This window comes from Burkholderia sp. SJZ089 (genome assembly GCF_007828315.1).
GTDB classification, from domain to species: Bacteria; Pseudomonadota; Gammaproteobacteria; order Burkholderiales; family Burkholderiaceae; genus Burkholderia; species Burkholderia gladioli.
The window spans coordinates 50,450-75,289 of record NZ_VIUM01000010.1; the positions used below are offsets into that span (position 1 = coordinate 50,450).

23 protein-coding genes are annotated in these 24,840 nt (G+C 68.2%); 17 read left to right on the plus strand and 6 right to left on the minus strand.

Annotated features, from left to right (window positions below):
- The first annotated feature begins 315 nt into the window (after positions 1-315).
- From FB600_RS19365 to FB600_RS19380, 4 genes are all read left to right on the plus strand, one after another.
- A complete protein-coding gene (locus FB600_RS19365) occupies positions 316-957 on the plus strand; it encodes a MarR family winged helix-turn-helix transcriptional regulator (RefSeq protein WP_013696141.1) in 642 nt (213 codons plus the stop codon).
- A gap of 40 nt (positions 958-997) precedes the next feature.
- Positions 998-1,708 carry a glutamine amidotransferase gene (locus FB600_RS19370; RefSeq protein WP_013696142.1) on the plus strand — a complete coding sequence of 237 codons (711 nt, stop codon included), beginning with the start codon at positions 998-1,000 and terminating at the stop codon, positions 1,706-1,708.
- A gap of 221 nt (positions 1,709-1,929) precedes the next feature.
- Positions 1,930-3,042, plus strand: coding sequence for an NADH:flavin oxidoreductase/NADH oxidase (locus FB600_RS19375; protein ID WP_096749972.1), 1,113 nt, complete (start codon positions 1,930-1,932; stop codon positions 3,040-3,042).
- 306 nt (positions 3,043-3,348) lie between these two features.
- A complete protein-coding gene (locus FB600_RS19380) occupies positions 3,349-3,924 on the plus strand; it encodes an SET domain-containing protein (RefSeq protein ID WP_013696144.1) in 576 nt (191 codons plus the stop codon).
- Between the two features lie 64 nt (positions 3,925-3,988).
- On the opposite strand, the gene FB600_RS19385 is transcribed toward FB600_RS19380, so the two are convergent.
- Complete coding sequence (locus tag FB600_RS19385) at positions 3,989-5,548, minus strand: sensor histidine kinase (RefSeq protein WP_025097700.1); 1,560 nt, start codon at positions 5,546-5,548, stop codon at positions 3,989-3,991.
- A gap of 158 nt (positions 5,549-5,706) precedes the next feature.
- Positions 5,707-6,399, minus strand: coding sequence for a response regulator transcription factor (locus FB600_RS19390; protein WP_012734156.1), 693 nt, complete (start codon positions 6,397-6,399; stop codon positions 5,707-5,709).
- 110 nt (positions 6,400-6,509) lie between these two features.
- Between FB600_RS19390 and FB600_RS19395 the strand changes: the two genes are divergently transcribed.
- The gene (locus tag FB600_RS19395; RefSeq protein ID WP_013696146.1) at positions 6,510-6,740 is read left to right on the plus strand and encodes a DUF3717 domain-containing protein; all 231 of its coding nucleotides are present in this window, start codon (positions 6,510-6,512) and stop codon (positions 6,738-6,740) included.
- 368 nt (positions 6,741-7,108) lie between these two features.
- On the opposite strand, the gene FB600_RS19400 is transcribed toward FB600_RS19395, so the two are convergent.
- Both FB600_RS19400 and phhA read right to left on the minus strand, forming a co-directional pair.
- Positions 7,109-7,414 (minus strand): 4a-hydroxytetrahydrobiopterin dehydratase, encoded by a 306-nt coding sequence (locus tag FB600_RS19400; protein ID WP_013696147.1) that lies wholly within the window; start codon positions 7,412-7,414, stop codon positions 7,109-7,111.
- Between the two features lie 110 nt (positions 7,415-7,524).
- The gene (gene phhA, locus FB600_RS19405) at positions 7,525-8,424 is read right to left on the minus strand and encodes a phenylalanine 4-monooxygenase (RefSeq protein WP_145757272.1); all 900 of its coding nucleotides are present in this window, start codon (positions 8,422-8,424) and stop codon (positions 7,525-7,527) included.
- 138 nt (positions 8,425-8,562) lie between these two features.
- Here phhA and FB600_RS19410 point away from each other — a divergent pair, with 138 nt between their 5' ends.
- On the plus strand, positions 8,563-9,054 hold the full coding sequence (locus FB600_RS19410) for an Lrp/AsnC family transcriptional regulator (protein WP_013696149.1): 492 nt from the start codon (positions 8,563-8,565) through the stop codon (positions 9,052-9,054).
- Positions 9,055-9,131: 77 nt separating this feature from the next.
- On the opposite strand, the gene FB600_RS19415 is transcribed toward FB600_RS19410, so the two are convergent.
- On the minus strand, positions 9,132-9,662 hold the full coding sequence (locus tag FB600_RS19415) for a class IV adenylate cyclase (RefSeq protein ID WP_013696150.1): 531 nt from the start codon (positions 9,660-9,662) through the stop codon (positions 9,132-9,134).
- 223 nt (positions 9,663-9,885) lie between these two features.
- Complete coding sequence (locus FB600_RS19420) at positions 9,886-10,782, minus strand: LysR family transcriptional regulator (RefSeq protein WP_098153477.1); 897 nt, start codon at positions 10,780-10,782, stop codon at positions 9,886-9,888.
- 135 nt (positions 10,783-10,917) lie between these two features.
- On the opposite strand from FB600_RS19420, the gene FB600_RS19425 reads away from it, so the two are divergent.
- The 11 genes from FB600_RS19425 (at position 10,918) to FB600_RS19475 (ending at position 24,825) form a co-directional block, all read left to right on the plus strand.
- A complete protein-coding gene (locus FB600_RS19425) occupies positions 10,918-12,615 on the plus strand; it encodes a GMC family oxidoreductase (RefSeq protein WP_145757271.1) in 1,698 nt (565 codons plus the stop codon).
- A gap of 484 nt (positions 12,616-13,099) precedes the next feature.
- Positions 13,100-13,879, plus strand: coding sequence for an ABC transporter ATP-binding protein (locus FB600_RS19430; protein WP_013696153.1), 780 nt, complete (start codon positions 13,100-13,102; stop codon positions 13,877-13,879).
- The gene (locus FB600_RS19435; protein WP_244117746.1) at positions 13,876-14,670 is read left to right on the plus strand and encodes an ABC transporter ATP-binding protein; all 795 of its coding nucleotides are present in this window, start codon (positions 13,876-13,878) and stop codon (positions 14,668-14,670) included. The genes FB600_RS19430 and FB600_RS19435 overlap by 4 nt, the downstream gene beginning before the upstream one ends.
- A gap of 125 nt (positions 14,671-14,795) precedes the next feature.
- Positions 14,796-16,001, plus strand: coding sequence for an ABC transporter substrate-binding protein (locus FB600_RS19440; RefSeq protein WP_013696155.1), 1,206 nt, complete (start codon positions 14,796-14,798; stop codon positions 15,999-16,001).
- A 90-nt stretch (positions 16,002-16,091) separates the two neighbouring features.
- Positions 16,092-16,976: a branched-chain amino acid ABC transporter permease gene (locus tag FB600_RS19445; protein ID WP_013696156.1), complete on the plus strand. Its 885-nt coding sequence runs from the start codon at positions 16,092-16,094 to the stop codon at positions 16,974-16,976.
- Positions 16,976-17,950 (plus strand): branched-chain amino acid ABC transporter permease, encoded by a 975-nt coding sequence (locus FB600_RS19450; protein ID WP_164467568.1) that lies wholly within the window; start codon positions 16,976-16,978, stop codon positions 17,948-17,950. The genes FB600_RS19445 and FB600_RS19450 overlap by 1 nt, the downstream gene beginning before the upstream one ends.
- A 546-nt stretch (positions 17,951-18,496) precedes the next feature.
- A complete protein-coding gene (locus FB600_RS19455) occupies positions 18,497-19,669 on the plus strand; it encodes an ABC transporter substrate-binding protein (RefSeq protein ID WP_096749968.1) in 1,173 nt (390 codons plus the stop codon).
- A gap of 186 nt (positions 19,670-19,855) precedes the next feature.
- Positions 19,856-21,013: an ABC transporter substrate-binding protein gene (locus FB600_RS19460; protein WP_036035247.1), complete on the plus strand. Its 1,158-nt coding sequence runs from the start codon at positions 19,856-19,858 to the stop codon at positions 21,011-21,013.
- 191 nt (positions 21,014-21,204) lie between these two features.
- The gene (locus FB600_RS19465) at positions 21,205-22,260 is read left to right on the plus strand and encodes a branched-chain amino acid ABC transporter permease (RefSeq protein WP_096749966.1); all 1,056 of its coding nucleotides are present in this window, start codon (positions 21,205-21,207) and stop codon (positions 22,258-22,260) included.
- A gap of 4 nt (positions 22,261-22,264) precedes the next feature.
- A complete protein-coding gene (locus tag FB600_RS19470) occupies positions 22,265-24,049 on the plus strand; it encodes an ABC transporter permease subunit (protein ID WP_098153474.1) in 1,785 nt (594 codons plus the stop codon).
- On the plus strand, positions 24,049-24,825 hold the full coding sequence (locus FB600_RS19475) for an ABC transporter ATP-binding protein (RefSeq protein WP_096749964.1): 777 nt from the start codon (positions 24,049-24,051) through the stop codon (positions 24,823-24,825). Before FB600_RS19470 ends, FB600_RS19475 begins: the two co-directional genes overlap by 1 nt.
- Positions 24,826-24,840: the final 15 nt, after the last annotated feature.

The following is a 24,840-nucleotide window of genomic DNA, read 5'->3' on the forward strand; positions in this document are numbered from 1 at the left end:
TGAAAGCGTCGCGGTGATTTCATATGAGATTGATTCACGAAACCACAGCGCGCTGATTCACTTACCCTCGCTTTATCCACAGACTTATTTGGATAACTTAGCTGTGCGATTTTCCGCTCTCGCTTAGAATGTCGGCTTTGCGATCGACGGCACCGGATAGTGCCGCGTTCGCGCGCCGGTTCGTGGCGAATCCAGCCACGGTGAACGGGCATCGGTTGCGCCGTTCCGGGCACTGCAGCTCGATCGCAGGACCGGACACGGATCTCCCCACAAAGGCCGTCGGATGGAACCGAGGCCGGCAACAGCGAAAAGACTATGAGCGAAGGCGTATACGGGAACGAGGCAGCGGGTCGTGTGACCCACAGCCTGTTGCGATTGAGCACGGCCATGCGGAGCGAGGCATGGGATTGGGCGGAAGGCGCTGGCCTCACGCCGACGCAGGGCGAAATCCTGGTGTTGCTGCTGCAACGCAAGGGCCCGATGCGGCTCGGTGAGATCGCCCGTGAAACCCAGCTCACCGCGGCGACCACCAGCGACGCGGTCAGCACGCTCGAAAGCAAGGGTCTCGTCGAAAAGCGCCGCGCGCTCGACGACGGTCGCGCGCTGGCGGTGCGCCTGAGCGCTCGCGGCCGCACCGCGGCCAAGAAGGCGCTGCAGTGGCCGGAGTTCCTGTCGAAGGCGGTAGGCGTGCTGGCCAGCGACGAGCAGGGCGCCCTGTACCGCTCGCTGCTGAAGGTGCTGCGCGAACTGCAGGTGGCGGGCCAGGCGCCCCAGCACCGCATGTGCGTCACCTGCAAGCACTTCCAGCCCGGCAAGGCCGCCAAGAAGCCGTCGTATCGCTGCTCGCTGCTCGACCTGACGATGGCCGACAGCGACCTGCGCCTCGACTGCTCGGTGCACGAGGAAGCCGATGCGCTGACGCAGAAGAAGACCTGGAAGGTGTTCGCGCAGTTGTGATGACGCGCCGCGCGTGGCGTGCCAGACGGAGTTCGGTTGAATGAATGCAGAAGTCGTAGCAATCCGCCACGTGCACTTCGAGGACCTCGGCAGCTTCGAGCGCGTGCTCGGCCAGCGGGGCAGGCGGGTGCGGTATGTCGACGTCGGCACCTCGCGCGTCGAGGTGCTCGATGCCTGCGGCCCATCCCTGCTGGTGGTGCTGGGCGGTCCGATCAGCGCCTATGACGATGATCTCTATCCGACCACGGCGCCGCTGGTCGAGCTGATCCGCAAGCGCATCGAAGCGGGCCTGCCGACGCTCGGGATCTGCCTGGGCGCCCAGCTTATCGCCCGCGCGCTCGGTGCGCGCGTCTATCCGGGCAAGGTCAAGGAAATCGGCTGGACGCCGCTGACGCTGACCGACGCGGGCCTCGCGTCGCCGCTGCGGCACCTGGCCGGCAGCGAGACCTCGATGCTGCACTGGCATGGCGATACCTTCGACCTGCCGCCCGGCGCGATCCATCTCGCCTCCACGCCCGATTGCGCGCACCAGGCGTTCTCGTGGGGCCAGCATGTGCTGGGCCTGCAATGCCATCCGGAAGTCGCCACCGAGAGCTTCGAGGCCTGGCTGATCGGCCATGCCAGCGAGATCGGCTCGGCACCCGGGGTGGATGCCCGGCAATTGCGCGCGGCCACGGCCCAGCACGGGCCGGCGCTGGAACCGGCCGCGGCGCGCATGTTCGGCGAATGGCTCGCCTCGGTGGGGCTCTGAGCGGCACGGGCAACCGGAACCGGCAGTGGATCTCGAAACGGCACGCATGGCGTGCCGTTTTGCTTGGCGGCTCCGATACTTGCATCCACATCTTCATCCGGCACCTTCGCCCGCCTTGGCGGTGCCGCCGGAAGCGGCCCGGGCCCGGGCCCGCGCCAGCAGCCGCGCGGCACGCGTGCTAACCTCGTCCGCTCCCGTCCCCCTGTAGCGAGTCATACCCGATGAGCGCCCTGTTTTCTCCCCTCCAACTGCGTGATGTCACGCTGCCGAACCGTATCGTCGTGTCGCCGATGTGCCAGTACTCGGCCGAGCGCGGCGAGCCGACCGCCTGGCACACCATCCATCTCGGCCAGCTCGCCCTGTCGGGCGCCGCGATGCTCTGCACCGAGGCCGTCGCGGTCGAGCCCGACGGCCGCATCACGCCGGGCGATCTCGGCTTGTGGGACGACGCCACCGAGGCCGCCTACGTGCCGCTGCTGGCGGCGATCCGCAAGCATTCGCCGATCCGCGTGGCGATGCAGATCGGTCACGCCGGGCGCAAGGCCTCGAGCCGCGCGCCCTGGGAAGGCGGCTCGCTGATCGAAGTAGCCGACGGCGGCTGGCTGCCGCATGCGCCCTCGGCGGTGCCGCACAAGGAAGGCGAGACGGCGCCGCTGGCGCTCGACACGGCCGGCCTGAATCGCCTGCGCCGCGCCTTCGAGGCCACCGCCAGGCGCGCCGCGCGGCTCGGCATCGATGCGCTGGAAGTGCATGCCGCGCACGGCTACCTGCTGCACCAGTTCCTCTCGCCGCTGGCCAACCAGCGCGGCGACGAATACGGTGGCTCGCTCGAGAACCGCATGCGCTTCCCGCTCGAGATCTTCGAGATCGTGCGCGCCGCGTTCCCCGCGGATCGGCCGGTGGGCGTGCGCGTCTCGGCCACCGACTGGGTCGAGGGCGGCTGGACGCTGGACGAGACGATCGCCTTCGCGAAGGCGCTCAAGGCGCGCGGCTGCGACTGGATCGACGTGTCCTCGGGCGGCGTCTCGCCGCTGCAGAAGATCCCGCTGTCGGCCGGCTACCAGGTGCCGTTCGCGCGCGCGGTGCGGCACGCGGTGGAGTTGACCACCTTCGCGGTCGGCCTGATCACCGAGCCGGCGCAGGCCGAGAAGATCGTCGCCGAGGGCGATGCCGACGCGGTCGCGCTGGCTCGCGCGATGCTCTACGATCCGCGCTGGCCGTGGCATGCGGCCGCCGAGCTCGGCGCGACGGTGACGGCGCCGCCGCAATACTGGCGCTCGCAGCCGCGCGACCAGAAGAACCTGTTCGGCGACATCTCGTTCGGCCAGCGCTGAGCGCGGCCGCGGCGGCGCAGGCGGTGCCGGCATGCGAGGGAAGCGATCCCGCGCGTCTGCGCCGCCATGTTTTTGATGCTGCATCATGATCGGCACGACGCGCCCGCGTCGTCGCCAACCCACGTCGCTTCGCCCGATTGGTTGAACGAAGCAAGGCCGAGCGTGTAGCATTCGGTTGGCTCGTTCACGGCGGCTGGTCGCCGGGTCATGCTCCCCGCGCGCTGGCGCTTTCGCGCGCGGCGGGCGGACGGCGCCACGCCGGCGGCCGGTATCGCGCCATTCCATCGTCTTCACAAGGATTCATCGATGAGTTCACGCAGGATCGTGGTGCGCCGTTCCGGCGTTCACGGCAAGGGCGTATTCGCGGTCGCGCCGATCAGCGCGGGCGAGCGCGTGGTCGAGTACAAGGGCGAGCGGATCTCCTGGAAGGAGGCGCTGCGCCGCCACCCGCACGATCCGAACGAGCCCAACCACACCTTCTATTTCGCGCTCGAAGAGGGCGGCGTGATCGACGGCAAGGTCGACGGCAACAGCGCGCGCTGGATCAACCATTCCTGCGAGCCGAACTGCGAGGCCGAGGAAACCGCCGGGCGGGTGCATATCCAGGCGCTGCGCGACATCGCGGCCGGCGAGGAGCTGTTCTACGACTACGGCCTGGTGATCGACGCCAAGCTGACCAAGGAGCTCAAGCGCGAATACGCCTGCCATTGCGGCACCGCGAGCTGCCGCGGCACGCTGCTGGCCGTCAACGACGAGGACAAGAAGAAAAAGAAGAAGGCGAAGAAGGACGCCAGGTCGGAGAAGGGCGAGAAGGCGGGCAAGGCCGACAAGGCCTCGCGCAAGGAAAAGGGCGCCGAAAAAGGCACCAAAAAGAAGAAGTGAGGCCGGCGCATGACGGCCGCCCGGGTGGCGCCGTCATGCAGCCCCGGCCCGGGCGCCGACGCGCTCAGGCGTGCTGCGTCGCCGATTCGGCGGCCTTCGGCGCCGCCTCGGCCGGCTTCGCGGCCAGCGGGATCCGCACGATGAAGCGCGAACCGCCCTCGGGCGCATCGGCATAGGACACCGCGCCGTCGTGCATCGCGATGATGTCGTGCACGATCGCCAAACCCAGCCCCGCGCCGGTCTCCACCCCATTGCCGCTCTGCGCGTCGCCGCGGAAGAAGCGCTTGAACAGGTCGGCCTGCTGCCCGGCCGGCACCCCCGATCCATTGTCCTCGACCACGATCTCGGCGGCGGCGCGGCCGTTGCCGAGCGTCACCTGCGAGACGTTCAGCGTGATGCGCGCGCCTTCGGGACGCGCCAGCGGCACGTATTTCAGCGCGTTGTCGAGCAGGTTCGCGATCACCTCGCGCAGCAGCACCGGGTTGCCGCGCACCACCAGCGGCGGCACGCTGGCCAGGTCGAACTCGTCGGGCGGCAGTTCCTCGCTGTCGTCGTCGCCGACCGAGGCGGCGCGGCCGCTGCCGGCGGCGTGTTCGTCGTCGGTCTGGAAGCCCAGGTCGACATGGCAGGCCAGCGCGCGCGGCACCCATTCGGCGCCGGTCTCGAAGGCCAGCGCCGCCAGGTCGACCTCCACGAAGCGGGCCGCCTGCTCGCCCGGCTCGGCGCGCGCCAGCGACAGCAACTGATTCGAGAGCCGCACCGCGCGATCGGCGGCGGCGCGCAGCTCGTGCACGGCGGTCAGGGTCTGCTGGGGGTCGCGCGCCACGGCGGCCTGCTCGGCATGCAGCTTCACCGCGGTCAGCGGCGTGCGCAGCTGGTGCGCGGCATCGGCGATGAACTTGCGCTGCGCGTCGAGCGCGGTCTTCAGGCGCCCGAGCAGCGCGTTCATGGCGCTGGTGAGCGGCCGGATCTCGAGCGGCACCTCGGTCTCGTCGACCGGCTCCAGCGAGGTATGAGTCTGCCGGTTCAGCGAATCGGCCAGATGCGTGAGCGGCCCGAGCTGCTGGTTCACCACGCGCCAGACGATGCCCCAGCCGGCCAGCAGCAACAGCAGCAGCGGCATCATGATCGCCACCAGGAATTCGGCCGCGATCTGGTAGCGGTGGCGCACCGGCTGGGCCACCTCGACGATCATCGGATTGCCGCTGTCGGCCTGCTCCACGCGCACCTGCGCGACGCGCACGGCCTGGCCCTCGTAGTCGGACTCGAACACATAGGCGTAATGCATGCGGCGCACGCTGGTGCCCTGCAGCGGCAGTCGCGGGTCGCCGGCCAGCTCGTGCTCGCCGTCGCTGATGCGGTAGATCAGCTGCTCGGCGGGATCGGAGAACATCGCCTGTGCCAGCGGCGGCACCGTGAACGGCGCGTCGGGCCCGGCGATCTGGATCTGCTTGGAGATCGCGGTGGCGAGATCGGCCAGCGAACGGTCGATCACGTGCTGCGTGTACTGCCAGGCCAGCCAGTAGGCGATCAGGCCGCTCATCAGCGCGAGCATCGACAGCGGGGCGGCGAGGCGGCGCAGCAGCGAGCGGCGCAGGCTGGAAGCGGCCGGTTCAGTGGACATCGCGTCAACCATCCAAAAAGCAGCGCCCGGCATGAACCGGGCGCGGCGGGGATACGAAAACGCGGCATGGCGCGAGGCCTGCCGCGTTGGCGTCGGGGTGGCGCTGCCGCGTCATCACCGGCCCGCGAAGGGCCGGCGGACACGCGGCGCGCGCGGCTTCAGACGCTGGCCGGCTGGCGGATTTCCTGCAGCAGGTAGCCGAAGCCGCGCACCGTGACGATCTCGACACGGCATTGCTCGAGCTTCTTGCGCACGCGGTGCACATAGACTTCGATCGCGGTATCGCCGAGATCGCCGCCGAAGTGGGTCAGGTGATCCTGCAGCTGGGCCTTGCTGACCACGCGGCCGTGGCGCAGCAGCAGCATTTCGAGCACCGCGAATTCGCGCGGCGACAGCTCGAGCGGCTTGTCGTCGTTGAAGATGCGGCGATCGACGCCCGACAGGCGCACGCCGCCGAGCGAGACTTCCGGACGCGGCATGTCGCTGTGCGGGCCGCTGCGGCGCATCACGGCGCGGATTCGCGCTTCCAGCTCGGCCGGTTCGAAGGGCTTGAGCATGTAGTCGTCGGCGCCGGAATTGAGGCCCTGCACGCGGTCGTTCAGCTCGTCGCGCGCGGTCAGCACGATTACCGGCGTATGGCGATTGGTCTGACGGAAGCGCGACAGCAGGGTCATGCCGTCGATGCCGGGCAGGCCCAGGTCGAGGATCACCAGTTCATGGCGATTCTGCGCGAGCGCCTGCTCGGCGAAAATGCCGTCATGAACCATGTCGACGGTGAAGCCGGCTTGTTCGAGGCTGCTCTGGATGCCGCGTGCGATGGGGCGGTCGTCTTCGATGAGGAGGAGTCGCATGAGATTCGCTCAAGTACAATGGGTTGGCTGGGACAGCACGACGCCGTTTCCAACAGCATGTCGCGTGGCCGACGACAGGCAAGGCGGCTAGCGAACGAAATTCCAACTATATGTCCGACATCTCGATCCACGAACTCGAAGCCGCGATCAATTTCTGGCGCGCCCGTTCGCCGTCCAGCGGCGACGAACTCAGACTGTGCGAAGAAGCGAGCGCGCTTTCCAAGCCGTATGCGTTGCTGATTGTACAGCGGCAAAGCGCACTGAAACTGGAAGGTTTGGACCCCATTGCGCGTCGCGCCTGGGAGTCTTACGTGCGCCTTATGAACGGCTTGGAAAGCTGAAGGCTCGCACCTTTTCACAGCTTTCCGTTATCAAAGGAACGCGCGTTGACGGTGAACCGTTGACGCGCGTTTTGTTTTGCGCGGTGCTTTTGTGGTGAAGCCATGAAGAATCGGCGGCAGCGGCGTGGTGCGCGCTGACAGACGTGATTCGCGCGGCCTGCGGGGATGGTGGTTTCGTCAGGCGAGCGTTGGTCGGGTGTCGGCGCTTCGTCGGCGGTTTGTCGGTTTCGCCGTATCGACCCCATCCGCGCTTCGGTAATGGTTAGAAATAGGGAAGGGCGCGAGACGTGCTGCGATCGCAGCGGCGATTCGAGAAGGGGTGGGAAAGGACACCGCGCGGGAAGGTGATGCGCGGCGCCCAGGGAGGATCAGCCGAGCTGGGCCTCGCGGCCCGCTTCGTCGATGAAGCGCGCCAGCGCGATGTCGCGTTCGGTCAGGCCGTTCGCGTCATGCGTCGAGAGGGTGATGTCGACACGGTTGTAGACATTGAACCACTCGGGATGATGGTTCATTTCCTGCGCCTTGATGGCGACGCGCGTCATGAAGCCGAACGCGGCGTTGAAGTCGGCGAAACGCAGGCTGCGCTCGATCGCATCGCGGCCGGGCACGGCCGACCAGTGCGGCAGCGTCTCGAGCTGCGTCTTGCGTTCTTCCGATGTGAGCTTGTGGATCATCTTGATGGCCTCGTCTCCGAATGAGGCGCGCCGGTCTCGTGGAGGCGCGCCGATTCGGACATTCTTTCATACTTGCACGTACCGCCGCTTGATCGGGGCACGATCGCTGCTCAGTGCGTGGCGTCCTGGTTCTGCGTCCAGCCCTCGCCGGTGCCGCGATGGATCACCCGATCCCCGTCGAGCACCGCGCCTGCCGGATACTCGCTCATGCCGGCCAGGCGCCTGGCCAGCGCCCTCGCATCGACCTTCAGCAGGGCGAACAATTGCTCGAAGTCGTCGATCACGAAATAGGTCTTCTGGAAGGTGTCGATGCGATAGGCGGTGCGCATCACCCGGTCGAGCTCGAAGCCGATCCGGTTGGGCGCCTCGCTCTCCAGGCTGTAGACCGACTCGCCGCAGCTCGACACGATGCCCGCGCCGTAGATCTGCAGCGTGTCGCGATCATGCCGGCTGCGGATCAGCCCGAACTCGACCGTGTACCAGTAGAGCCGGCCCAGCAGCGAGAGCGCGAAGGGATCGTCGGCAACCGCCAGCGCGGCCCGGCCGTAGGCGTGCATGTAGTCGGCGAACACCGGGTCGATCAGCAGCGGCACATGGCCGAACAGGTCGTGGAAGCAGTCGGGTTCCTGCAGGTAGTCGAGCTGGTCCGGGCGGCGCATCCACCAGGTCACCGGGAAGCGCCGCTCGGCCAGGTGGGCGAAGAACACGTCGCCGGGCACCAGGCCCGGCACCGCGACGATCTTCCAGCCGGTGGCGGGCTCGAGCTGCCGATTCACCTCCTCGAACGAGGGCACGCGATCGGCCGGCAGCGTGAGCCGCTTCATGCCGGCCACGAAGGCGTCGGCGGCGCGCCCTTCCAGCAGCGCCGTCTGCCGCGCGTAGAGCTGCGCCCACACCGCGTGATCAACCCGGCCGTAACGCTCGAGCGGCTGGTCGATGGTGAAATCGGCGCGGGTTTCGAGGCCCGCGTCGAACTGCTCCTGCAGTTTCGCGGTGACGACGGTGGACATGACTGGCTCGCTGGCGAGTGGTGGAACGAGATGCCAGTGTAGAGCGGCCGGCGCGCGGGAAGGGCGCAATCTCGACGTGAAACCGATCGATGATGCGATAATCGCGCATCAAAAAGATATTCGACGCGGAGAATCTTCATGCTGGAACTCGATCACTTCGACCTGGCCCTGCTCGACGTGCTGCAGCGTTTCGGACGCGCCACGCATCAGCAGCTCGGCGAGCAGGTGCCGCTCTCGCCCTCGCAGATCGGCCGGCGCCTGCAGCGGCTCGAATCGGCCGGCGTGATCGACGGCTATCGCGTGGTGCTGCGGCCCGAGCGGCTCGGGCTGGGCGTGACCGCCTTCACGAGCCTGAAGCTCAAGCACCATGGCGATTCGATCATCGAGCAGTTCCAGCAGCAGATCGACGTGCTGGCCGAGGTGCTCGAATGCCATGCGGTGGTGGGCGATGCCGATTACCTGCTGCGCATCGTGGCGCCGGACCTCAACGCGCTGTCCACCTTCGTGATGAAGAAGCTGATGCGGGTGCCCGGCGTGGATAGCGTGCGCTCGAATATCGTGCTGACCACCTTCAAGCGCAACGGGCCGCTGCCGCTGTCGCACCTGGAGCCGGGCGCGGCGCCGGCCTGAGGCGTCGTCGCCGCTTCACTATGCGGCGGCGACGCTTCGTTCCGCGCGGGACGGCCAGGCACCGCGCGCGGCGCCGTTCAGGCGGCGCTCGGTTCCTGCGCGGCGAGCAGGTCGACATAGGCGACCGCCACCAGGTCGTCGCTCGACACGCCGAGCTTGGCGAACACTTCATGCGCCTCGGTTTCGCCGCCGCTCTCGTCGTCGTCCTCGGCCAGCACCACTTCCAGCTCGACGAAGTCGCCCAGGCCGTCGACGCGGTCCAGGTGGATGCGCGTGCGGCCCGCCAGGTAGACGTGGCGTTCCTTGGTGACGATGCCGCGCGTGGTCAGCGCGGTGGCCAGCAGCGAGTGCATCGCCTCGGGATTGGTGACGGGGCTGCGCGTGTAGTACGAGGCCTTCGGGCCGTCGCGATCGTCGCGCTGGTAGAAGATCAGCTCGGCCGGCGTGTTGTCGTCGAAGCGGCGCAGCTTGAGCCGGCCGCGCGGCACGTCGTAGAAGAAGTCCTGCTGACGGTAGAACAGCGGTTCGTCGGTCGCGAGCGATGCTGCCTTTTCGCGCAGGCTGTCAAAGTCGCGGGCGCGAGCCTTGATCTCGATGTTGCGTGCCATGCAGTTCTCCTCGGTCTGGGCGATCGAATCGCCTTGGGTGGGGGATCAATCTAGCAAAAAGTCCGCGACCGTGGCGTGACGTAATGAGGCGCGTGCCGCTCGCTGTCGATTTCGGCGCAAGGTGAGCGGTAACGAAACGCCCGACTCACCCTGGCGCGAACGCAAAACCGTGGATAAGTGCGGCCAACGTGGATAGGCGATGCGAGGTGAAGAGGGCTGCGCCTCAGCTCGCCCATTGCTGCTCGACCAGCCGCAAGGCCGCCGCGATGGCGGGCTCTTCGCGGCGCTCGGCCAGCGTGAGGAAGGTCAGCTCGGTGGGCACCGTCACCGCCTCGACGATCACCAGCGCGTGCGCATGTGCCTCGCGCAGGGCGATCGAGTCGCGCACCAGGGTGAGGCCGACGCCGGACTTCACCAGATCCAGCATCGAAGGCTCCTGGTCGACCTCGGCCACCTTCACCGGCTGCACGCCGGCCTCGCCGAACAGGCGCGAGAGCAGCCGATGATGGGCCGAGGAGGGCGGCGTCCAGATCCACGGCAGGGCGGCCAGCGCGCGCCAGTCGCGAGCGCGCTGCACGCGTTCCTTCCAGCCGGCCGGCGCCAGCACGCGGTAGTGGTAGCGCGTCAGCGTGAGGGTGTGGAACAGGGCGGCGTCGCCGGCATCGTCGTCGGGCCGGCCGATCGAATAGCCGACGTCGAGCTCGCGCGCCTGGACCGCGTCGCGGACCCAGCCCGACATGCCGTGACGCAGCTCGGTCTCGATCTGCGGATGGGTTTCGACCAGTTGGCGCAGGAAGCCGCCGAGCCGCAGGAATTCGGGATCGAGCACGGTGCCGATGCGCAGGCGCCCGCGCACTTCCTGGCGCAAGGCGCTGGCCGCGCGCTGCACCTCGGCGGCGGCCGCCAAGGCGCGCTCGGCATGCGGCAGCAGGGCCTGACCGTCGCGCGTGAGCACCAGCCCGCGCGAGGTGCGCGAGAACAGCACCACGCCGAGCGTCTGCTGCAGATGCTTGATCTGCAGGCTGACGGCCGGCTGCGTCAGGCACAGGCGGGCAGCGGCGCGCGTCAGGTTGCCTTCGCGGGCCACCGTCGCGAACGCACGGAGCAGGATCAGGTCCATCGAGCGATATTAGCGCGGCTTATGAAGCTGTTCAGCATAACTCATTGGATGCCGGGGGCGCCGCGCGAGTACGCTTCGATCCATCGCGGCGCGCCCGAGGCCAGCCGCTGCCAGAACAAACCAAGGAGACGCATCGTGACTTCCCAGCGCACGCTCGAGGGTGAATTCGACTATGTGATCGTCGGCGCCGGCACGGCCGGCTGCGTGCTCGCCAATCGCCTCAGCGAGGATCCGGATGTCTCGGTCCTGCTGCTCGAGGCCGGCGGCAAGGACGACTACCACTGGATCCACATTCCCGTCGGTTATCTCTACTGCATCGGCAACCCGCGCACCGACTGGCTCTACAAGACCGAGCCCGAGGCGGCGCTGAACGGCCGCGCGCTGTCCTATCCGCGCGGGCGCGTGCTGGGCGGCTGCTCGTCGATCAACGGCATGATCTACATGCGCGGTCAGCGCGAGGATTACGACGGCTGGGCGCAGCTGACCGGCGACTCGGGCTGGGCCTGGGACGCGGTGCTGCCGGTGTTCAGGCGCAGCGAGGATCATCATGGCGGCGCCGACGAGGCGCATGGCGCGGGCGGCCCGTGGCGGGTCGAGAAGCAGAGGCTGCATTGGGAAATTCTCGAGGCCTTCTCGCAGGCCGCGCAGCAGACCGGCATTCCCGCCACCGACGATTTCAATCGCGGCGACAACGACGGGGTCGGCTATTTCGACGTGAACCAGAAGCGCGGCGTGCGCTGGAACGCCTCGAAGGCCTTCCTGCGCCCGGCCATGTCGCGCCCGAACCTGAGCATCATCACCGGCGCGCAGGCCGAGCGGCTGGTGTTCGAGGGCGCGCGCTGCAGCGGCGTCGAGTATCGCGGCGGCGGCCAGGACTTCGTGGCCCGCGCGCGCGGCGAGGTGATCCTGGCCTCGGGCGCCGTCAATTCACCGGCCCTGCTCGAACGCTCGGGCATCGGCGACGGCCGGCGGCTGGGCGCGCTCGGCATCGCGGTGCGGCGCGACCTGCCCGGCGTGGGCGAGAACCTGCAGGACCACCTGCAATTGCGCATGGCCTATCGCGTGGCCGGCGTGCGCACGCTCAACACCTTGTCGGCGCATTGGTGGGGCAAGCTGGCGATCGGCGCCGAATACCTGCTGCGGCAGAGCGGGCCGATGGCGATGGCGCCCTCGCAGCTCGGCGTGTTCACCCGCTCCGATCCCGCCGATGCCGCGATCACGCGGCCCGATCTCGAGTATCACGTGCAGCCGCTCTCGCTCGATCGCTTCGGCGAGCCGCTGCATCGCCACGACGCCTTCACCGCCTCGGTCTGCAACCTGCGTCCGAGCTCGCGCGGCAGCATCCATGTCGACTCGCCCGATCCGTTCGCGGCGCCGCGCATCGCGCCGAACTACCTGTCGACCGAAGCGGATCGGCGCGTGGCCGTGAACGCGCTGCGCCTGACGCGCCGCATCGCGGCGGCGCCGGCGCTGGCGCGCTATCGTCCCGAGGAGGTGCTGCCGGGCACGCGCTACCAGAGCGAGGCCGAGCTGGTGGAGGCGGCCGGCGCGGTGGGCACCACCATCTTCCATCCGGTCGGCACCTGCCGCATGGGACGCGCCGACGATCCGGCCGCGGTGGTCGACAGCCGCCTGCGCGTGCGCGGCATCGAGGGGCTGCGCGTGGTGGATGCCTCGGTGATGCCGACCATCACCTCGGGCAATACCAACTCGCCGACGCTGATGATCGCCGAGCGCGCCAGCGAGATGATCCGCGCCGATCGTCGTGGCGCGCGCGAAGGCGGCGTGGTGGCGAATGCGGTGAAGTCGAGGGCCGATACCGCGGCGGCTTGAATCGAGGTGCCGAAGCCGGGCGGCCCGGGCCTGGCGAAGTAAGCCGAGCCGATAGCCGGCTGGCAAGCCGTTGCGGCCTGTGGTGGCTTACGCGACGTGTCATGCATGACCTCGCGCCGCGCGGCTGGTAGCCCGCCACAATCCGCGCGGCAATCGAGGTTTCCCTGCAGTCACGCGATTGCCACACGCGCTTCATTGCGCGTTTTCGCCGGCGCGTCGCCGCGCGCGTTGCCGCGACGCGCCATCGCGCGGGACCGGCGCTTGCGCGAGGCGGCGCCTCAGTGCAAATCCCGATGAATGCACCGCACCAACAAGGCGACAATGGCGCGCAGCAGGCATGCAGCACCGGCACGCGTTCGACCTCGGTCCTCGGCGTGGCGGCATGCCCGCATCGAGCCCGGGGGCTGGCCTCGCAACACGAGGACGCAGCGGCCGCTCGCGCGAGATGTTTCGGTGTTTCGCGTCATATCGGACGGAAGCGGACATGATTCTCGGCGACACCATACTCGAGACGCGCGGGCTCACGAAGGAATTCCGCGGCTTCACCGCCGTCGGCGGCGTGAACCTGCGCGTGCGGCGCGGCTCGATCCACGCCTTGATCGGCCCGAACGGCGCCGGCAAGACCACCTGCTTCAACCTGCTCACCAAGTTCCTCAAGCCCAGCGCCGGTCAGATCGTCTACAACGGCATCGACATCACGCGCGAGCGCCCCTCGCAGGTGGCGCGGCGCGGCATCATCCGCTCGTTCCAGATCTCGGCGGTGTTCCCGCATCTCACCGCGCTGCAGAACGTGCGCGTGGGCCTGCAGCGGCAGCTCGGCACCGAGTTCCATTTCTGGCGCAGTGAACGCAGCCTGCGCCGCCTCGACGATCGCGCCATGGACCTGCTCACCGAGGTCGGCCTGACCGACTTCGCCCACGTGCCGACCGTCGAGCTCGCCTATGGCCGCAAGCGCGCGCTGGAGATCGCCACCACCCTGGCGATGGAGCCCGAGCTGATGCTGCTCGACGAGCCGACCCAGGGCATGGGCCACGAGGACGTCGACCGCGTCACGGCGCTGATCAAGAAGGTCTCCAGCGGCCGCACCATCCTGATGGTCGAGCACAACATGAACGTGATCGCCGGCATCTCCGACACCATCACCGTCCTGCAGCGCGGCGAGGTGCTGGCCGAAGGTACGTATGCCGAAGTATCGAAGAACCCGCTGGTGATCGAGGCCTACATGGGCAGCGCGGACACGAGCCTGACGGGAGCGCACGGATGAGCCAGGGCCCGCGCATGGAACCGGAACTGGGCGGCGTGCTGCAGGGCGCGACGGCGGCCGCGCTCGATGCGGCGGCGCATGCCGAGGTGCCCGCGCTGGAGATCCGCGATCTCGAGGCCTGGTACGGCGAATCGCACATCCTGCACGGCGTGGACCTGAGCGTGGCGCGCGGCGAGGTGGTCACCCTGCTCGGGCGCAACGGCGCGGGCCGCACCACCACGCTGCGCGCGATCATGGGCCTGACCGGGCGGCGGCGCGGCTCGATCCGCATCGCCGGCGCCGAGGCCATCGAGCTGGCCACGCATCGCATCGCGCATCGCGGCGTGGGCTACTGCCCCGAGGAACGCGGCATCTTCGCCAGCCTGTCCTGCGAGGAGAACCTGCTGTTGCCGCCCGCGGTGGGCCCGCGCGAGCACGCCATGCCGCTGGACGAGATCTACGCGCTGTTTCCGAACCTCGCCACGCGCCGGCACAGCCAGGGCACGCGCCTGTCGGGCGGCGAGCAGCAGATGCTGGCGGTGGCGCGGATCCTGCGCACCGGCGCCAACCTGCTGCTGCTCGACGAGATTTCCGAGGGCCTCGCGCCGGTGATCGTGCAGACGCTGGCGCGCATGATCCTGGCGCTGAAGGCGCGCGGCTACACGATCGTGATGGTCGAGCAGAACTTCCGTTTCGCCGCGCCGCTGGCCGACCGTTTCTACGTGATGGAGCATGGGCGCATCGTCGAGCACTTCGACGCGGCGCAGCTGCAGGGCAAGATGAGCGTGCTGCACGAGCTGCTCGGCGTCTGAGGCCGAGCAGCTCGCGCCGTCTGCCTGTCGTATGCGCCGCACGGGCCGGCGCCCGGCCTCGAGCCGCGCTCGCGGTGGCCGCGATTGCCCGACCTACAACCACAACGCATCACCAGGAGACGTCAATGAAACTGAAGACCCTCGCGCGCGCGTGCCTGTCTGCCACGCTGGCGGTGGCTGCCACCGCCGGCACCGCCCATGCCGCGGCCGATTCGGTGAAGATCGGCTTCATCACCGACCTGTCGGGCCTGTATGCCGACATCGACGGGCAGGGCGGGCTGGAGGCGATCCGCATGGCGATCGCCGACTTCGGCGGCAAGGTGAACGGCAAGCCGATCGAGCTCGTCTACGCGGACCACCAGAACAAGGCTGACATCGCCGCCTCGAAGGCGCGCGAGTGGATGGACCGCGAGGGGCTCGACCTGCTGGTGGGCGGCACCAACTCGGCCACCGCGCTGGCGATGAACCAGGTGGCGGGCGAGAAGAAGCGCGTCTACATCAACATCGGCGCCGGCGCCGACACGCTCACCAACGAGCAGTGCACGCCCTACACGGTCCACTACGCCTACGACACCATGGCGCTGGCCAAGGGCACCGGCTCGGCGGTCACCAAGCAGGGCGGCAAGACCTGGTTCTTCCTGACCGCCGACTACGCCTTCGGCAAGGCGCTCGAGAAGAACACCTCGGACGTGGTGAAGGCCAACGGCGGGCAGGTGCTGGGCGCGGTGCGCCATCCGCTGTCGGCCTCGGACTTCTCCTCCTTCCTGCTGCAGGCGCAGGCTTCCAAGGCGCAGATCCTGGGCCTGGCGAACGCCGGCGGCGACACCGTCAACTCGATCAAGGCGGCCAAGGAATTCGGCATCACCAAGAGCATGAAGCTGGCCGCGTTGCTGGTGTTCATCGATGACATCCACAGCCTGGGCCTGGAAACCACCCAGGGGCTGGTGCTGACCGACAGCTGGTACTGGAACCGCGACGCGGCCTCGCGCCAGTGGGCGCAGCGCTACTTCGCCAAGACCAAGAAGATGCCTTCCAGCCTGCAGGCGGCCGATTATTCCTCGGTGACCACCTACCTGAAGGCGGTGCAGGCGGTCGGCTCGACCGATGCCGACAAGGTGATGGCGCAGTTGAAGAAGCAGAAGATCGACGACTTCTACGCCAAGGGCTACGTGCGCGCGGACGGCAGCATGATCCACGACATGTACCTGATGGAAGTGAAGAAGCCGTCGGAATCGAAGGAACCTTGGGATTACTACAAGATCCTCGCGACCATTCCCGGCGAGCAGGCCTTCGGGACCAAGCAGGAGTCGCGCTGCGCGCTCTGGAAGTAAGGACTTCGTGTCAGGGCAGGGCGCGGCGCCGGGTTGGCGAACGAGCCGGGCGCCGCGCCCTGCCTGCCTCTCTTACGGACGGCAGTTTCGATGAATATCTTTGGCATTCCGTTGTCGGCGATGCTGAGCCAGTTGCTGCTCGGCCTCGTCAACGGCTCGTTCTACGCGATCCTGAGCCTCGGGCTGGCGGTGATCTTCGGGCTGCTCAACGTGATCAACTTCGCGCACGGCGCGCTGTTCATGCTCGGCGCGATGCTGGCGTGGATGGGCCTGAACTACTTCTCGCTGCCGTATTGGGCGATGCTGGTGCTCGCGCCGCTCGTCACCGGTCTGTTCGGGATCCTGATCGAGCGCAGCATGCTGCGCTGGCTCTACCGGCTCGACCATCTCTACGGGCTGCTGCTGACCTTCGGCATCACGCTGGTGATCGAGGGCGTGTTCCGCTCGATCTACGGCGCCTCGGGCCAGCCCTACGACGTGCCCGCGCTGCTGTCCGGCGCCACCGACCTCGGCTTCATGTACCTGCCGAACTATCGCGCCTGGGTGGTGGTGGCCTCGCTGACGGTGTGCCTGGCCACCTGGTTCGTGATCGAGAAGACGCGGCTGGGCGCCTACCTGCGCGCCGGCACCGAGAACCCGAAGCTGGTCGAGGCCTTCGGCGTGAACGTGCCGCTCATGATCACGCTCACCTACGGCTTCGGCGTGGCGCTGGCGGCCTTCGCCGGCGTGCTGGCCGCGCCGGTGATCCAGGTCTCGCCGCTGATGGGGCAGCCGATGATCATCACCGTGTTCGCGGTGGTGGTGATCGGCGGGATGGGCTCGATCCTCGGCTCGATCCTCACCGGCCTGCTGCTCGGCGTGATCGAGGGCTTCACGCGCGTGTTCTATCCCGAGGCCTCGGCCACCGTGGTGTTCGTGATCATGGCCCTGGTGCTGCTGGTGCGCCCGGCCGGCCTGTTCGGCAAGGAAAGATGATGCCCAGAAAAGTGCTCTACGGCCTGCTGCTGGCCGGCCTCGCGCTGGCGCCGCTGACCGGCGCCTATCCGCTGTTCGTGATGAAGGTGATGTGTTTCGCGCTGTTCGCGGCGGCCTTCAACCTGCTGATCGGCTACACGGGCCTGCTGTCCTTCGGCCATGCGATGTTCCTCGCCACCGCCGGCTACCTGAGCGGCTACACGATCCAGACGCTCGGCGCCACGCCCGAGCTGGGCGTGCTGGCCGGCACCGCGGCGGCCACCGTGGTGGGGCTGGTGGTGGGCTTGTTCGCGATCCGCCGGCAGGGCATCTACTTCGCGATGATCACGCTGGCCTTCGCGCAGATGCTGTACTTCGTCTACCTGCAGGCGCCCTTCACGCACGGCGAGGACGGCTTGCAGGGCGTGCCGCGCGGCCGGCTGTTCGGCCTGCTCGACCTGTCCTCGGACCTCGCGCTCTATTACGTGATCCTGGTGGTGGTGGCGCTGGCCGCGATGCTGATCGTGCGCATCGTCCATTCGCCCTTCGGGCAGGTGCTGGTCGCGATCAAGGAGAACGAGCCGCGCGCGATCTCGCTGGGCTACGACACCGACCGCTTCAAGCTGCTGGCCTTCGTGCTGTCGGCGGCGCTGGCGGGCCTGGCCGGCTCGCTGAAGGTGGTGGTGCTCGGCTTCGAGACGCTGGGCGACGCCTACTGGACCATGTCGGGCCTGGTGATCCTGATGACCCTGGTGGGCGGCATGGGCACGCTGTTCGGCCCGTTGCTCGGCGCGGCGCTGATCGTGGCGCTGGAGGAGCGGCTCGGCGATATCGGCAGCGCGCTGGCCTCGCTGACCGGCGTCGAGTGGTTCCGCTCGCTCGGCGAGTCGACCTCGATCGTCACCGGCATCATCTTCATCGCCTGCGTGCTGGCGTTCCGGCGCGGCATCGTCGGCGAGATCGTGGCGCGCGTGAAACCCTTGCGAGCCTCGTGATGCGCAGCGGCAAAACGCGACATGGCGCGGGCGGCAAGCTGCGCGAAAAGCGCGCCAACGCCGCTCAAATCACTGCCTCCTCACCGGGAATCGTGCCCAATTTCCGTGCGGCGATGCACCATAGGGGTAAATGCTAGGTTGCTCCATATTCTGGGCTTGTTTAATCTTCGTTCCAGTTCTGATGCACCGCGAAACGAATTTGCAGGTGGAGAACGAGGAGACAATCGAGGCACAAAGTGCCCGGCCCCAAAGCGCTGTTGGACGGAATCCAACAGCGCTTTTTCATTGCACCTTCGTGCGGCGGGTTCGCCCGATCATCCCTTCCGTTTGCGCTTCGCCCCGGCTTGCCGTCTGTCGTCTCGAGCGGATCCACCCGCGCCGCGAGCCATGCCTCTCATCCTGTCCCAGCTTGCACTTGGCCTACGGGCTAACCCGGTTTGTGGCGTGCGTGCGCCCTCGCTACACTCGGCTTTCCCCGACCGATCGGTCGGGGAAAGCGGCCCGAGCGAAGCCGGCCCCGATCTTGTTCTCTTGGAGAATCACGGCATGAATGGAGTCAGGCGGCGGGTCGCGATCGGCACGGCCCTTGCCCTTATCCTTGTCGGGACGCTGGCACGGCAGGATGCGCGGGCCGACGTGCGGATCGGCGTGACGGTATCGGCCACGGGCCCGGCGGCCTCGCTCGGCATTCCCGAGAAGAACAGCATCGCGCTGCTGCCCAGGGAAGCCGGCGGCCAGAAGATCGACTACATCGTGCTCGACGACGCCACCGATCCGACCCAGGCCGTGAAGAACTTTCGCAAGCTGGCGAGCGAGGACAAGGTCGATGCCGTGATCGGCTCGAGCGTGGTGCCGAACTCGCTGGCGATGATCGACATCGCCGCGCAGACCGGCACGCCGATGATCTCGCTGGCCGCGGCGGCCTCGATCGTCGAGCCGATGGATGCCAAGCGTGCCTGGGTGTTCAAGACGCCGCAGAACGATCAACTGATGGCCGATGCGATCGCCGAGCACATGGCGCGGCGCGGGCTCAGGACGGTAGGCTTGATCGGTTTCGCCGACGCCTATGGCGAGAGCTGGTTCAAGTCCTTCGGCCAGGCCGCCGCCGCGCGCAAGCTGCAGGTGGTGGCCAGCGAGCGCTACGCGCGCAGCGATACCTCGGTGACGGGGCAGGTGCTCAAGGTGATGGCCGCCCGGCCCGACGCGGTGCTGATCGCCGGCGCCGGCACGCCGGCCGCACTGCCGCAGAGCACGCTGAAGTCGCGCGGTTATCGCGGCGCGATCTACCAGACGCACGGCGTCGCCAACAACGATTTCCTGCGCGTGTGCGGGGCCGATTGCGAGGGGACCTACCTGCCTGCCGGGCCGATCCTGGTGGCCGCGCAGCTGCCCGATACGAACCCCGTGAAGGCCTCCGCGCTGGCCTATCAGAGCGCCTACGAGCGCGCCTATGGCGCCGGCTCGGTGTCGACCTTCGGCGGCCATGCCTGGGATGCGGGCCTGCTGCTGCGCGAGGCGATTCCGCTCGCGCTGAAGGCCGGCCAGCCCGGCACGCCGGCTTTCCGCACAGCCTTGCGCGGCGCGCTCGAACAGGTACAAAAGCTGCCCGGCGCGCATGGCGTGTTCAACCTGACGGCGACCGACCACAACGGGCTCGATGCGCGGGCACGCGTGATGGTCGAGATCGTCGGCGGGCGCTGGAAGCTCGTGCAGAACTAGCCGGAGCGAGGCAAGGGCAAATCATCGAAACAGGGCGCGTGCTTCGGGACGCGCCCTTTTTTGTTGTCCGCGCAACCAGTTGGCGAGCGCGGATGGAGGGGCGCCGGCGGGGCAGGGTGGAGACAGGCCCGGCACGCCGTCGGCGACGACGACAACAAGGCGAAGCGGGTAGCGTGGAGGCAGGACATGAAGATCGGGACATGGACGCGGGCGGCGCTCGCGCTGGGGCTGGTTTGCGGCGTGACGGCCGCGTTCGCGCAGGTGAGGATCGGGGTGACGGTGTCGGCGACCGGGCCGGGCGCCTCGCTCGGGATTCCGGAGAAGAACACGGTGGCGCTGCTGCCGAAGACGATCGGCGGGCAAGCGGTCAGCTACCTGGTGCTCGACGACGCCTCGGACAGCAGCCGCGCGGTGCAGAACGCGCGCAAGCTGATCGACGAGGAGCATGTCGATGCGATCGTCGGCTCGACCATCACGCCGAACTCGCTGGCGATGATCGACGTGGCCGCGCAAGGCCGCACGCCGATGATCTCGCTGGCGGCCAGCGCGCAGATCATCGCGCCGATGGACGCGAAGCGCGCCTGGGTGTTCAAGACGCCGCAGAACGATCGGCTGATGGCCGACGCGATCGCCGGCTACATGGCCGCGCACGGCGTGAAGACGGTGGGCTTCATCGGCTTCGCCGATGCCTACGGCGACGGCTGGTCGAACGTGTTCACGGCGGCGGCGGCCGCGAACGGCCTGAAGCTGGTGGCCAGCGAGCGCTACGCGCGCAACGACACCTCGGTGACGGGGCAGGTGCTCAAGCTGCTGGCCGCCCGGCCCGACGCGGTGTTGATCGCCGGCGCCGGCACGCCGGCCGCGTTGCCGGCGAAGACGCTCAAGGAGCGCGGTTACGCGGGCAAGGTCTACCAGACGCACGGCGTCGCCAACAACGACTTCCTGCGCGTCTGCGGCAAGGACTGCGACGGCGAACTGCTGCCGGCCGGCCCGATGCTGGTGGCCGAGCAGTTGCCCGATTCGAACCCGGTCAAGATCCCGGCACTGGCCTACAAGGCGGCCTACGAGGGCGCTTACGGCGCCGGCTCGCTGTCGACCTTCGGCGGCCATATGTGGGACGCCGGGCAGATGCTGCAGCGGGCGATTCCCGAGGCGCTGAAGACGGCCAAGCCGGGCACGCCGGCCTTCCGCGAAGCCCTGCGCACGGCGCTCGAGAACCTGCGCAACGTGCCGGCCTCGCATGGCGTGTTCAACACCACGCCCGCCGATCACAACGGCTTCGATGCGCGCGCCCGCGTGATGGTGCAGATCGTCGACGGCAAGTGGAAGCTGCAGGCCGATTGAGGCCGCATCCGTGTGCCGCGCCGATGGAATAAGCGAGGGGGCCGCGCCGTTGAGTTTCACGTGGAAACACGTGAGGGGCGGGGCGGCCCTTGGCCCCGTCCTTGCTCCTGTTCCCGACTCGATAACGGCGGTGGGCTTGGCCATGCCGCCCATCTCGTTCCCGATTCCCGATCCAACCTGAAACCGACCGTATGGACCTTTCGATTGCGCTGATCCTCGCGCAGGACGGCATCACGACCGGCGCGATCTACGCGCTGCTCGCGCTGGCCCTGGTGCTGGTGTTCTCCGTCACGCGCGTGATCTTCATCCCGCAAGGCGAGTTCGTCGCCTATGGCGCGCTCACGCTCGCGGCCCTGCAGACGCGGAAGTTTCCGGCCACCTGCTGGCTGCTGGTGGTGCTCGGCATCGCCTGCTTCGTGCTCGAGGTCGCCGTGCTGATCCGGCATCGCGAGCGGCGCCACCAGCTCGGCCGCACGCTCTCCACGCTGGCGGGGCGCTGCGTGCTGCTGCCGCTGGCGCTGTTCGCGCTGGCGCATGCCGTCGCCGCGCTGGCCCTGCCGATGCTCGCGCAGATTGCCCTGACGCTGGCGATCGTGGTGCCGATGGGGCGCTTCATCTACCGCCTGGCCTACCAGCCGATCGCCGAGGCCAGCACCCTGGTGCTGCTGATCGTCTCGGTGGCCGTGCACTTCGCGATGGTCGGGCTCGGCCTGGTGATGTTCGGTGCGGAGGGTTCGCGCACCACGCCGTTTTCCGACGCGCAGCTCGCGATCGGCGCGCAGTCGGTGTCGGTGCAGAGCGTGGTGGTGGTGATCACGGCGCTGGTGATGATCGCGGCGCTCGCGCTGTATTTCGGCCGCACGATCGCCGGCAAGGCGCTGCGCGCGACCTCGGTGAACCGGCTCGGCGCGCAGTTGGTGGGCATCGGCACCAGCCAGGCGGGGCGCCTGGCCTTCACCTTGTCGGCCGCGCTCGGCGTGCTGTCGGGCGTGCTGGTGGGGCCGCTGACGACGATCTACTACGACTCGGGCTTCCTGATCGGCCTGAAGGGTTTCGTCGGCGCGATCCTGGGCGGGCTGGTGAGCTATCCGCTGGCGGCGGCCGGCGCCCTGCTGGTCGGCCTGCTCGAATCGTATTCCTCGTTCTGGGCCAGCGCCTACAAGGAGGTGATCGTCTTCACGCTGATCATCCCGGTGCTGCTCTGGCGCAGCCTGGCCAGCCCACGGCACGACGAAGAGGAGGCCTGAGGCGATGAGAGCCCTGTTCCACAACCGCCTGTTCTGGGCCTTCGCGATCGTGCTGTTCGCGCTGCCGGTGCTGCCCGGCGTGCTGCGCATCCCCGAGTACTGGGTGACGCTGCTGAACTACATCGGCCTGTATTCGATCGTCGCGATCGGGCTGGTGCTGCTCACCGGCGTGGGCGGCATGACGAGCTTCGGCCAGGCCGCCTTCGTCGGCATCGGCGCCTACGCCACCGCGCTGCTGAGCACCGGCTACGGACTGTCGCCCTGGCTCGGCCTGATCGCCGGCGTGATCGTCACGGCCGTGGTGGCGCTGGTGCTCGGCGCCGTGACCATGCGCCTGTCGGGCCACTTCCTGCCGCTCGGCACGATCGCCTGGGGGCTCGCGCTGTTCTACCTGTTCGGCAATCTCGATCTGCTCGGCAAGTACGACGGCATCAACGGCATCCCGGCGCTGCACGTGTTCGGCATCACGCTCGATACCGGCCGCAGCCTCTATTACCTGATCTGGCTGGTGGTGATCGCGGCCATCGTCTCGGTGCGCAACCTGCTGAACAGCCGGCCCGGCCGCGCGATCCGCGCACTGCGCGGCGGCGGCGTGATGGCCGAGGCGATGGGCGTCAATACGGCCTGGATGCGCGTGCTGATCTTCGTCTACGCGGCCGTGCTGGCTTCCGTTTCGGGCTTCCTCTACGCGCACCTGCAGCGCGCCGTGAATCCCACGCCGTTCGGGCTCAATCACGGCATCGAGTTCCTGTTCATGGCCGTGGTAGGCGGCGTGGCGCATGTCTGGGGGGCCGTGCTCGGCGCCGCGATTCTCACCGTGCTGCAGGACTGGCTGCAATCGCTGCTGCCGCGTCTGCTCGGGCAGGACGGCAACTTCGAAATCATCGTGTTTGGCGTGGTGATGGTGGTGCTGCTGCAGACCGCGCGCGACGGCGTCTGGCCGTTCCTCGCCAGGCGTTTTCCGCGTGGCCCGCGGCTGGCGGTGCCGGATCACGCCGACCCGCTGCCGCGGCGCGAGCGGCCCGCGGCCGGCGAAGCGCTGCTGGTGGTGGAGCAGGTCCGCAAGACTTTCGGTGGGCTGGTGGCCGTCAACGACGTCAGCTTCGAGGTCAAAGCGGGCCAGATCGTGGGCCTGATCGGCCCGAACGGCGCCGGCAAGTCGACCACCTTCAACCTGGTGACAGGCGTGCTGCGCGCGAATGGCGGCTCGATTCGCTTCCGCGGCGAGCGCATCGACGGGCTTGTTTCACGTGAAATCGTGCGGCGCGGGATCGGCCGGACTTTCCAGCATGTGAAGCTGCTGCCGGGCATGACGGTGCTCGAGAACGTCGCGCTGGGCGCGCATCTGCGTGGCTCGACCGGCATCTGGCGCAGCATCGCGCGGCTCAATGCGCGAGAGGAGGGGCGACTGCTGGCCGAGGCGGCGGCACAGATTCGCCGGGTCGGGCTGGAGGCACAGATGCATGAGGAAGCGGGCAGTCTGGCGCTGGGCCAGCAACGGATCGTCGAGATCGCGCGGGCCTTGTGCTGCGATCCGACGCTGCTGTTGCTGGACGAGCCGGCGGCAGGGCTGCGCTACCTGGAGAAGCAGCAACTGGCCGGGTTGCTGCGCAAGCTGCGCGACGAGGGGATCAGCGTGCTGCTGGTCGAACACGACATGGACTTCGTGATGAACCTGACCGATCGGCTGGTGGTGATGGAGTTCGGCACGCGCATCGCCGAGGGCTTGCCCGAGGAGGTGAGGCAGGATCCGGCGGTGCTCGAAGCCTATCTCGGCGGGGTGGAGTGATGATGGACGCGATGCAAGCGAAAGTGTCGGCCGTGGCGCCAATTCTCGAAGTCGATGGCTTGTCGGTGCGTTACGGCAAGGTCGAGGCGCTGCACGGCGCGGCGATCCGCGTTGCGCCGGGGCAGATCGTCAGCGTGATCGGGCCGAATGGCGCCGGCAAGTCCACGCTGCTGAACGCGATCATGGGTGCGCTGCCGGTAGCGGGGCGGGCGAGCGGGATGGTGCGTTATCGGGGTGAGGCGGTTGGCGCCTTGCCGGTCGAGTTGCGCGTGGCGCGCGGCATGTGCCTGGTGCCGGAGAAGCGTGAGCTGTTCGGGACGATGTCGGTCGAGGACAACCTGGTGCTGGGCGCCTATCGTCGCAAGCAGGCTGGCGAGGCGCGCTATCTCGACCAGCTCGACCCGGTGTTCACGCTGTTTCCGCGTTTGAAGGAGCGCCGCAAGCAGGCGGCCGGTACGCTGTCTGGCGGGGAGCGCCAGATGCTCGCGGTCGGTCGCGCGCTGATGGGAAAACCCGACCTGCTGATGCTCGATGAGCCCAGCCTTGGGCTCGCGCCCCTGATCGTCAAGGAAATTTTCCATATCATCAGCGCGCTGCGGGGAACCGGCGTGGCCACGCTATTGATCGAGCAGAATGCACGCGCGGCCTTGCAGATCTCCGATTACGCCTATGTCCTCGAAACTGGTGAATTCGTGCTCGATGGACCGGCAGCGGAGCTGGCGCAGAACCCTCGCGTGATCGACAGCTATCTTGGGCTGGCTCGGAAGTCAGGCTGAAATCGAGCGAGCAGG

What these genes read in the sequence shown, in the direction of transcription:
- FB600_RS19365 (WP_013696141.1), top strand. Translation starts at nt 316, where the DNA reads ATGAGCGAAGGCGTATACGGGAACGAGGCAGCGGGTCGTGTGACCCAC.
- FB600_RS19370 (WP_013696142.1), top strand. Translation starts at nt 998, where the DNA reads ATGAATGCAGAAGTCGTAGCAATCCGCCACGTGCACTTCGAGGACCTC.
- FB600_RS19375 (WP_096749972.1), top strand. Translation starts at nt 1,930, where the DNA reads ATGAGCGCCCTGTTTTCTCCCCTCCAACTGCGTGATGTCACGCTGCCG.
- FB600_RS19380 (WP_013696144.1), top strand. Translation starts at nt 3,349, where the DNA reads ATGAGTTCACGCAGGATCGTGGTGCGCCGTTCCGGCGTTCACGGCAAG.
- FB600_RS19385 (WP_025097700.1), bottom strand. Translation starts at nt 5,548, where the DNA reads ATGTCCACTGAACCGGCCGCTTCCAGCCTGCGCCGCTCGCTGCTGCGC.
- FB600_RS19390 (WP_012734156.1), bottom strand. Translation starts at nt 6,399, where the DNA reads ATGCGACTCCTCCTCATCGAAGACGACCGCCCCATCGCACGCGGCATC.
- FB600_RS19395 (WP_013696146.1), top strand. Translation starts at nt 6,510, where the DNA reads ATGTCCGACATCTCGATCCACGAACTCGAAGCCGCGATCAATTTCTGG.
- FB600_RS19400 (WP_013696147.1), bottom strand. Translation starts at nt 7,414, where the DNA reads ATGATCCACAAGCTCACATCGGAAGAACGCAAGACGCAGCTCGAGACG.
- phhA (WP_145757272.1), bottom strand. Translation starts at nt 8,424, where the DNA reads ATGTCCACCGTCGTCACCGCGAAACTGCAGGAGCAGTTCGACGCGGGC.
- FB600_RS19410 (WP_013696149.1), top strand. Translation starts at nt 8,563, where the DNA reads ATGCTGGAACTCGATCACTTCGACCTGGCCCTGCTCGACGTGCTGCAG.
- FB600_RS19415 (WP_013696150.1), bottom strand. Translation starts at nt 9,662, where the DNA reads ATGGCACGCAACATCGAGATCAAGGCTCGCGCCCGCGACTTTGACAGC.
- FB600_RS19420 (WP_098153477.1), bottom strand. Translation starts at nt 10,782, where the DNA reads ATGGACCTGATCCTGCTCCGTGCGTTCGCGACGGTGGCCCGCGAAGGC.
- FB600_RS19430 (WP_013696153.1), top strand. Translation starts at nt 13,100, where the DNA reads ATGATTCTCGGCGACACCATACTCGAGACGCGCGGGCTCACGAAGGAA.
- FB600_RS19435 (WP_244117746.1), top strand. Translation starts at nt 13,876, where the DNA reads ATGAGCCAGGGCCCGCGCATGGAACCGGAACTGGGCGGCGTGCTGCAG.
- FB600_RS19440 (WP_013696155.1), top strand. Translation starts at nt 14,796, where the DNA reads ATGAAACTGAAGACCCTCGCGCGCGCGTGCCTGTCTGCCACGCTGGCG.
- FB600_RS19445 (WP_013696156.1), top strand. Translation starts at nt 16,092, where the DNA reads ATGAATATCTTTGGCATTCCGTTGTCGGCGATGCTGAGCCAGTTGCTG.
- FB600_RS19450 (WP_164467568.1), top strand. Translation starts at nt 16,976, where the DNA reads ATGCCCAGAAAAGTGCTCTACGGCCTGCTGCTGGCCGGCCTCGCGCTG.
- FB600_RS19455 (WP_096749968.1), top strand. Translation starts at nt 18,497, where the DNA reads ATGAATGGAGTCAGGCGGCGGGTCGCGATCGGCACGGCCCTTGCCCTT.
- FB600_RS19460 (WP_036035247.1), top strand. Translation starts at nt 19,856, where the DNA reads ATGAAGATCGGGACATGGACGCGGGCGGCGCTCGCGCTGGGGCTGGTT.
- FB600_RS19465 (WP_096749966.1), top strand. Translation starts at nt 21,205, where the DNA reads ATGGACCTTTCGATTGCGCTGATCCTCGCGCAGGACGGCATCACGACC.
- FB600_RS19470 (WP_098153474.1), top strand. Translation starts at nt 22,265, where the DNA reads ATGAGAGCCCTGTTCCACAACCGCCTGTTCTGGGCCTTCGCGATCGTG.
- FB600_RS19475 (WP_096749964.1), top strand. Translation starts at nt 24,049, where the DNA reads ATGATGGACGCGATGCAAGCGAAAGTGTCGGCCGTGGCGCCAATTCTC.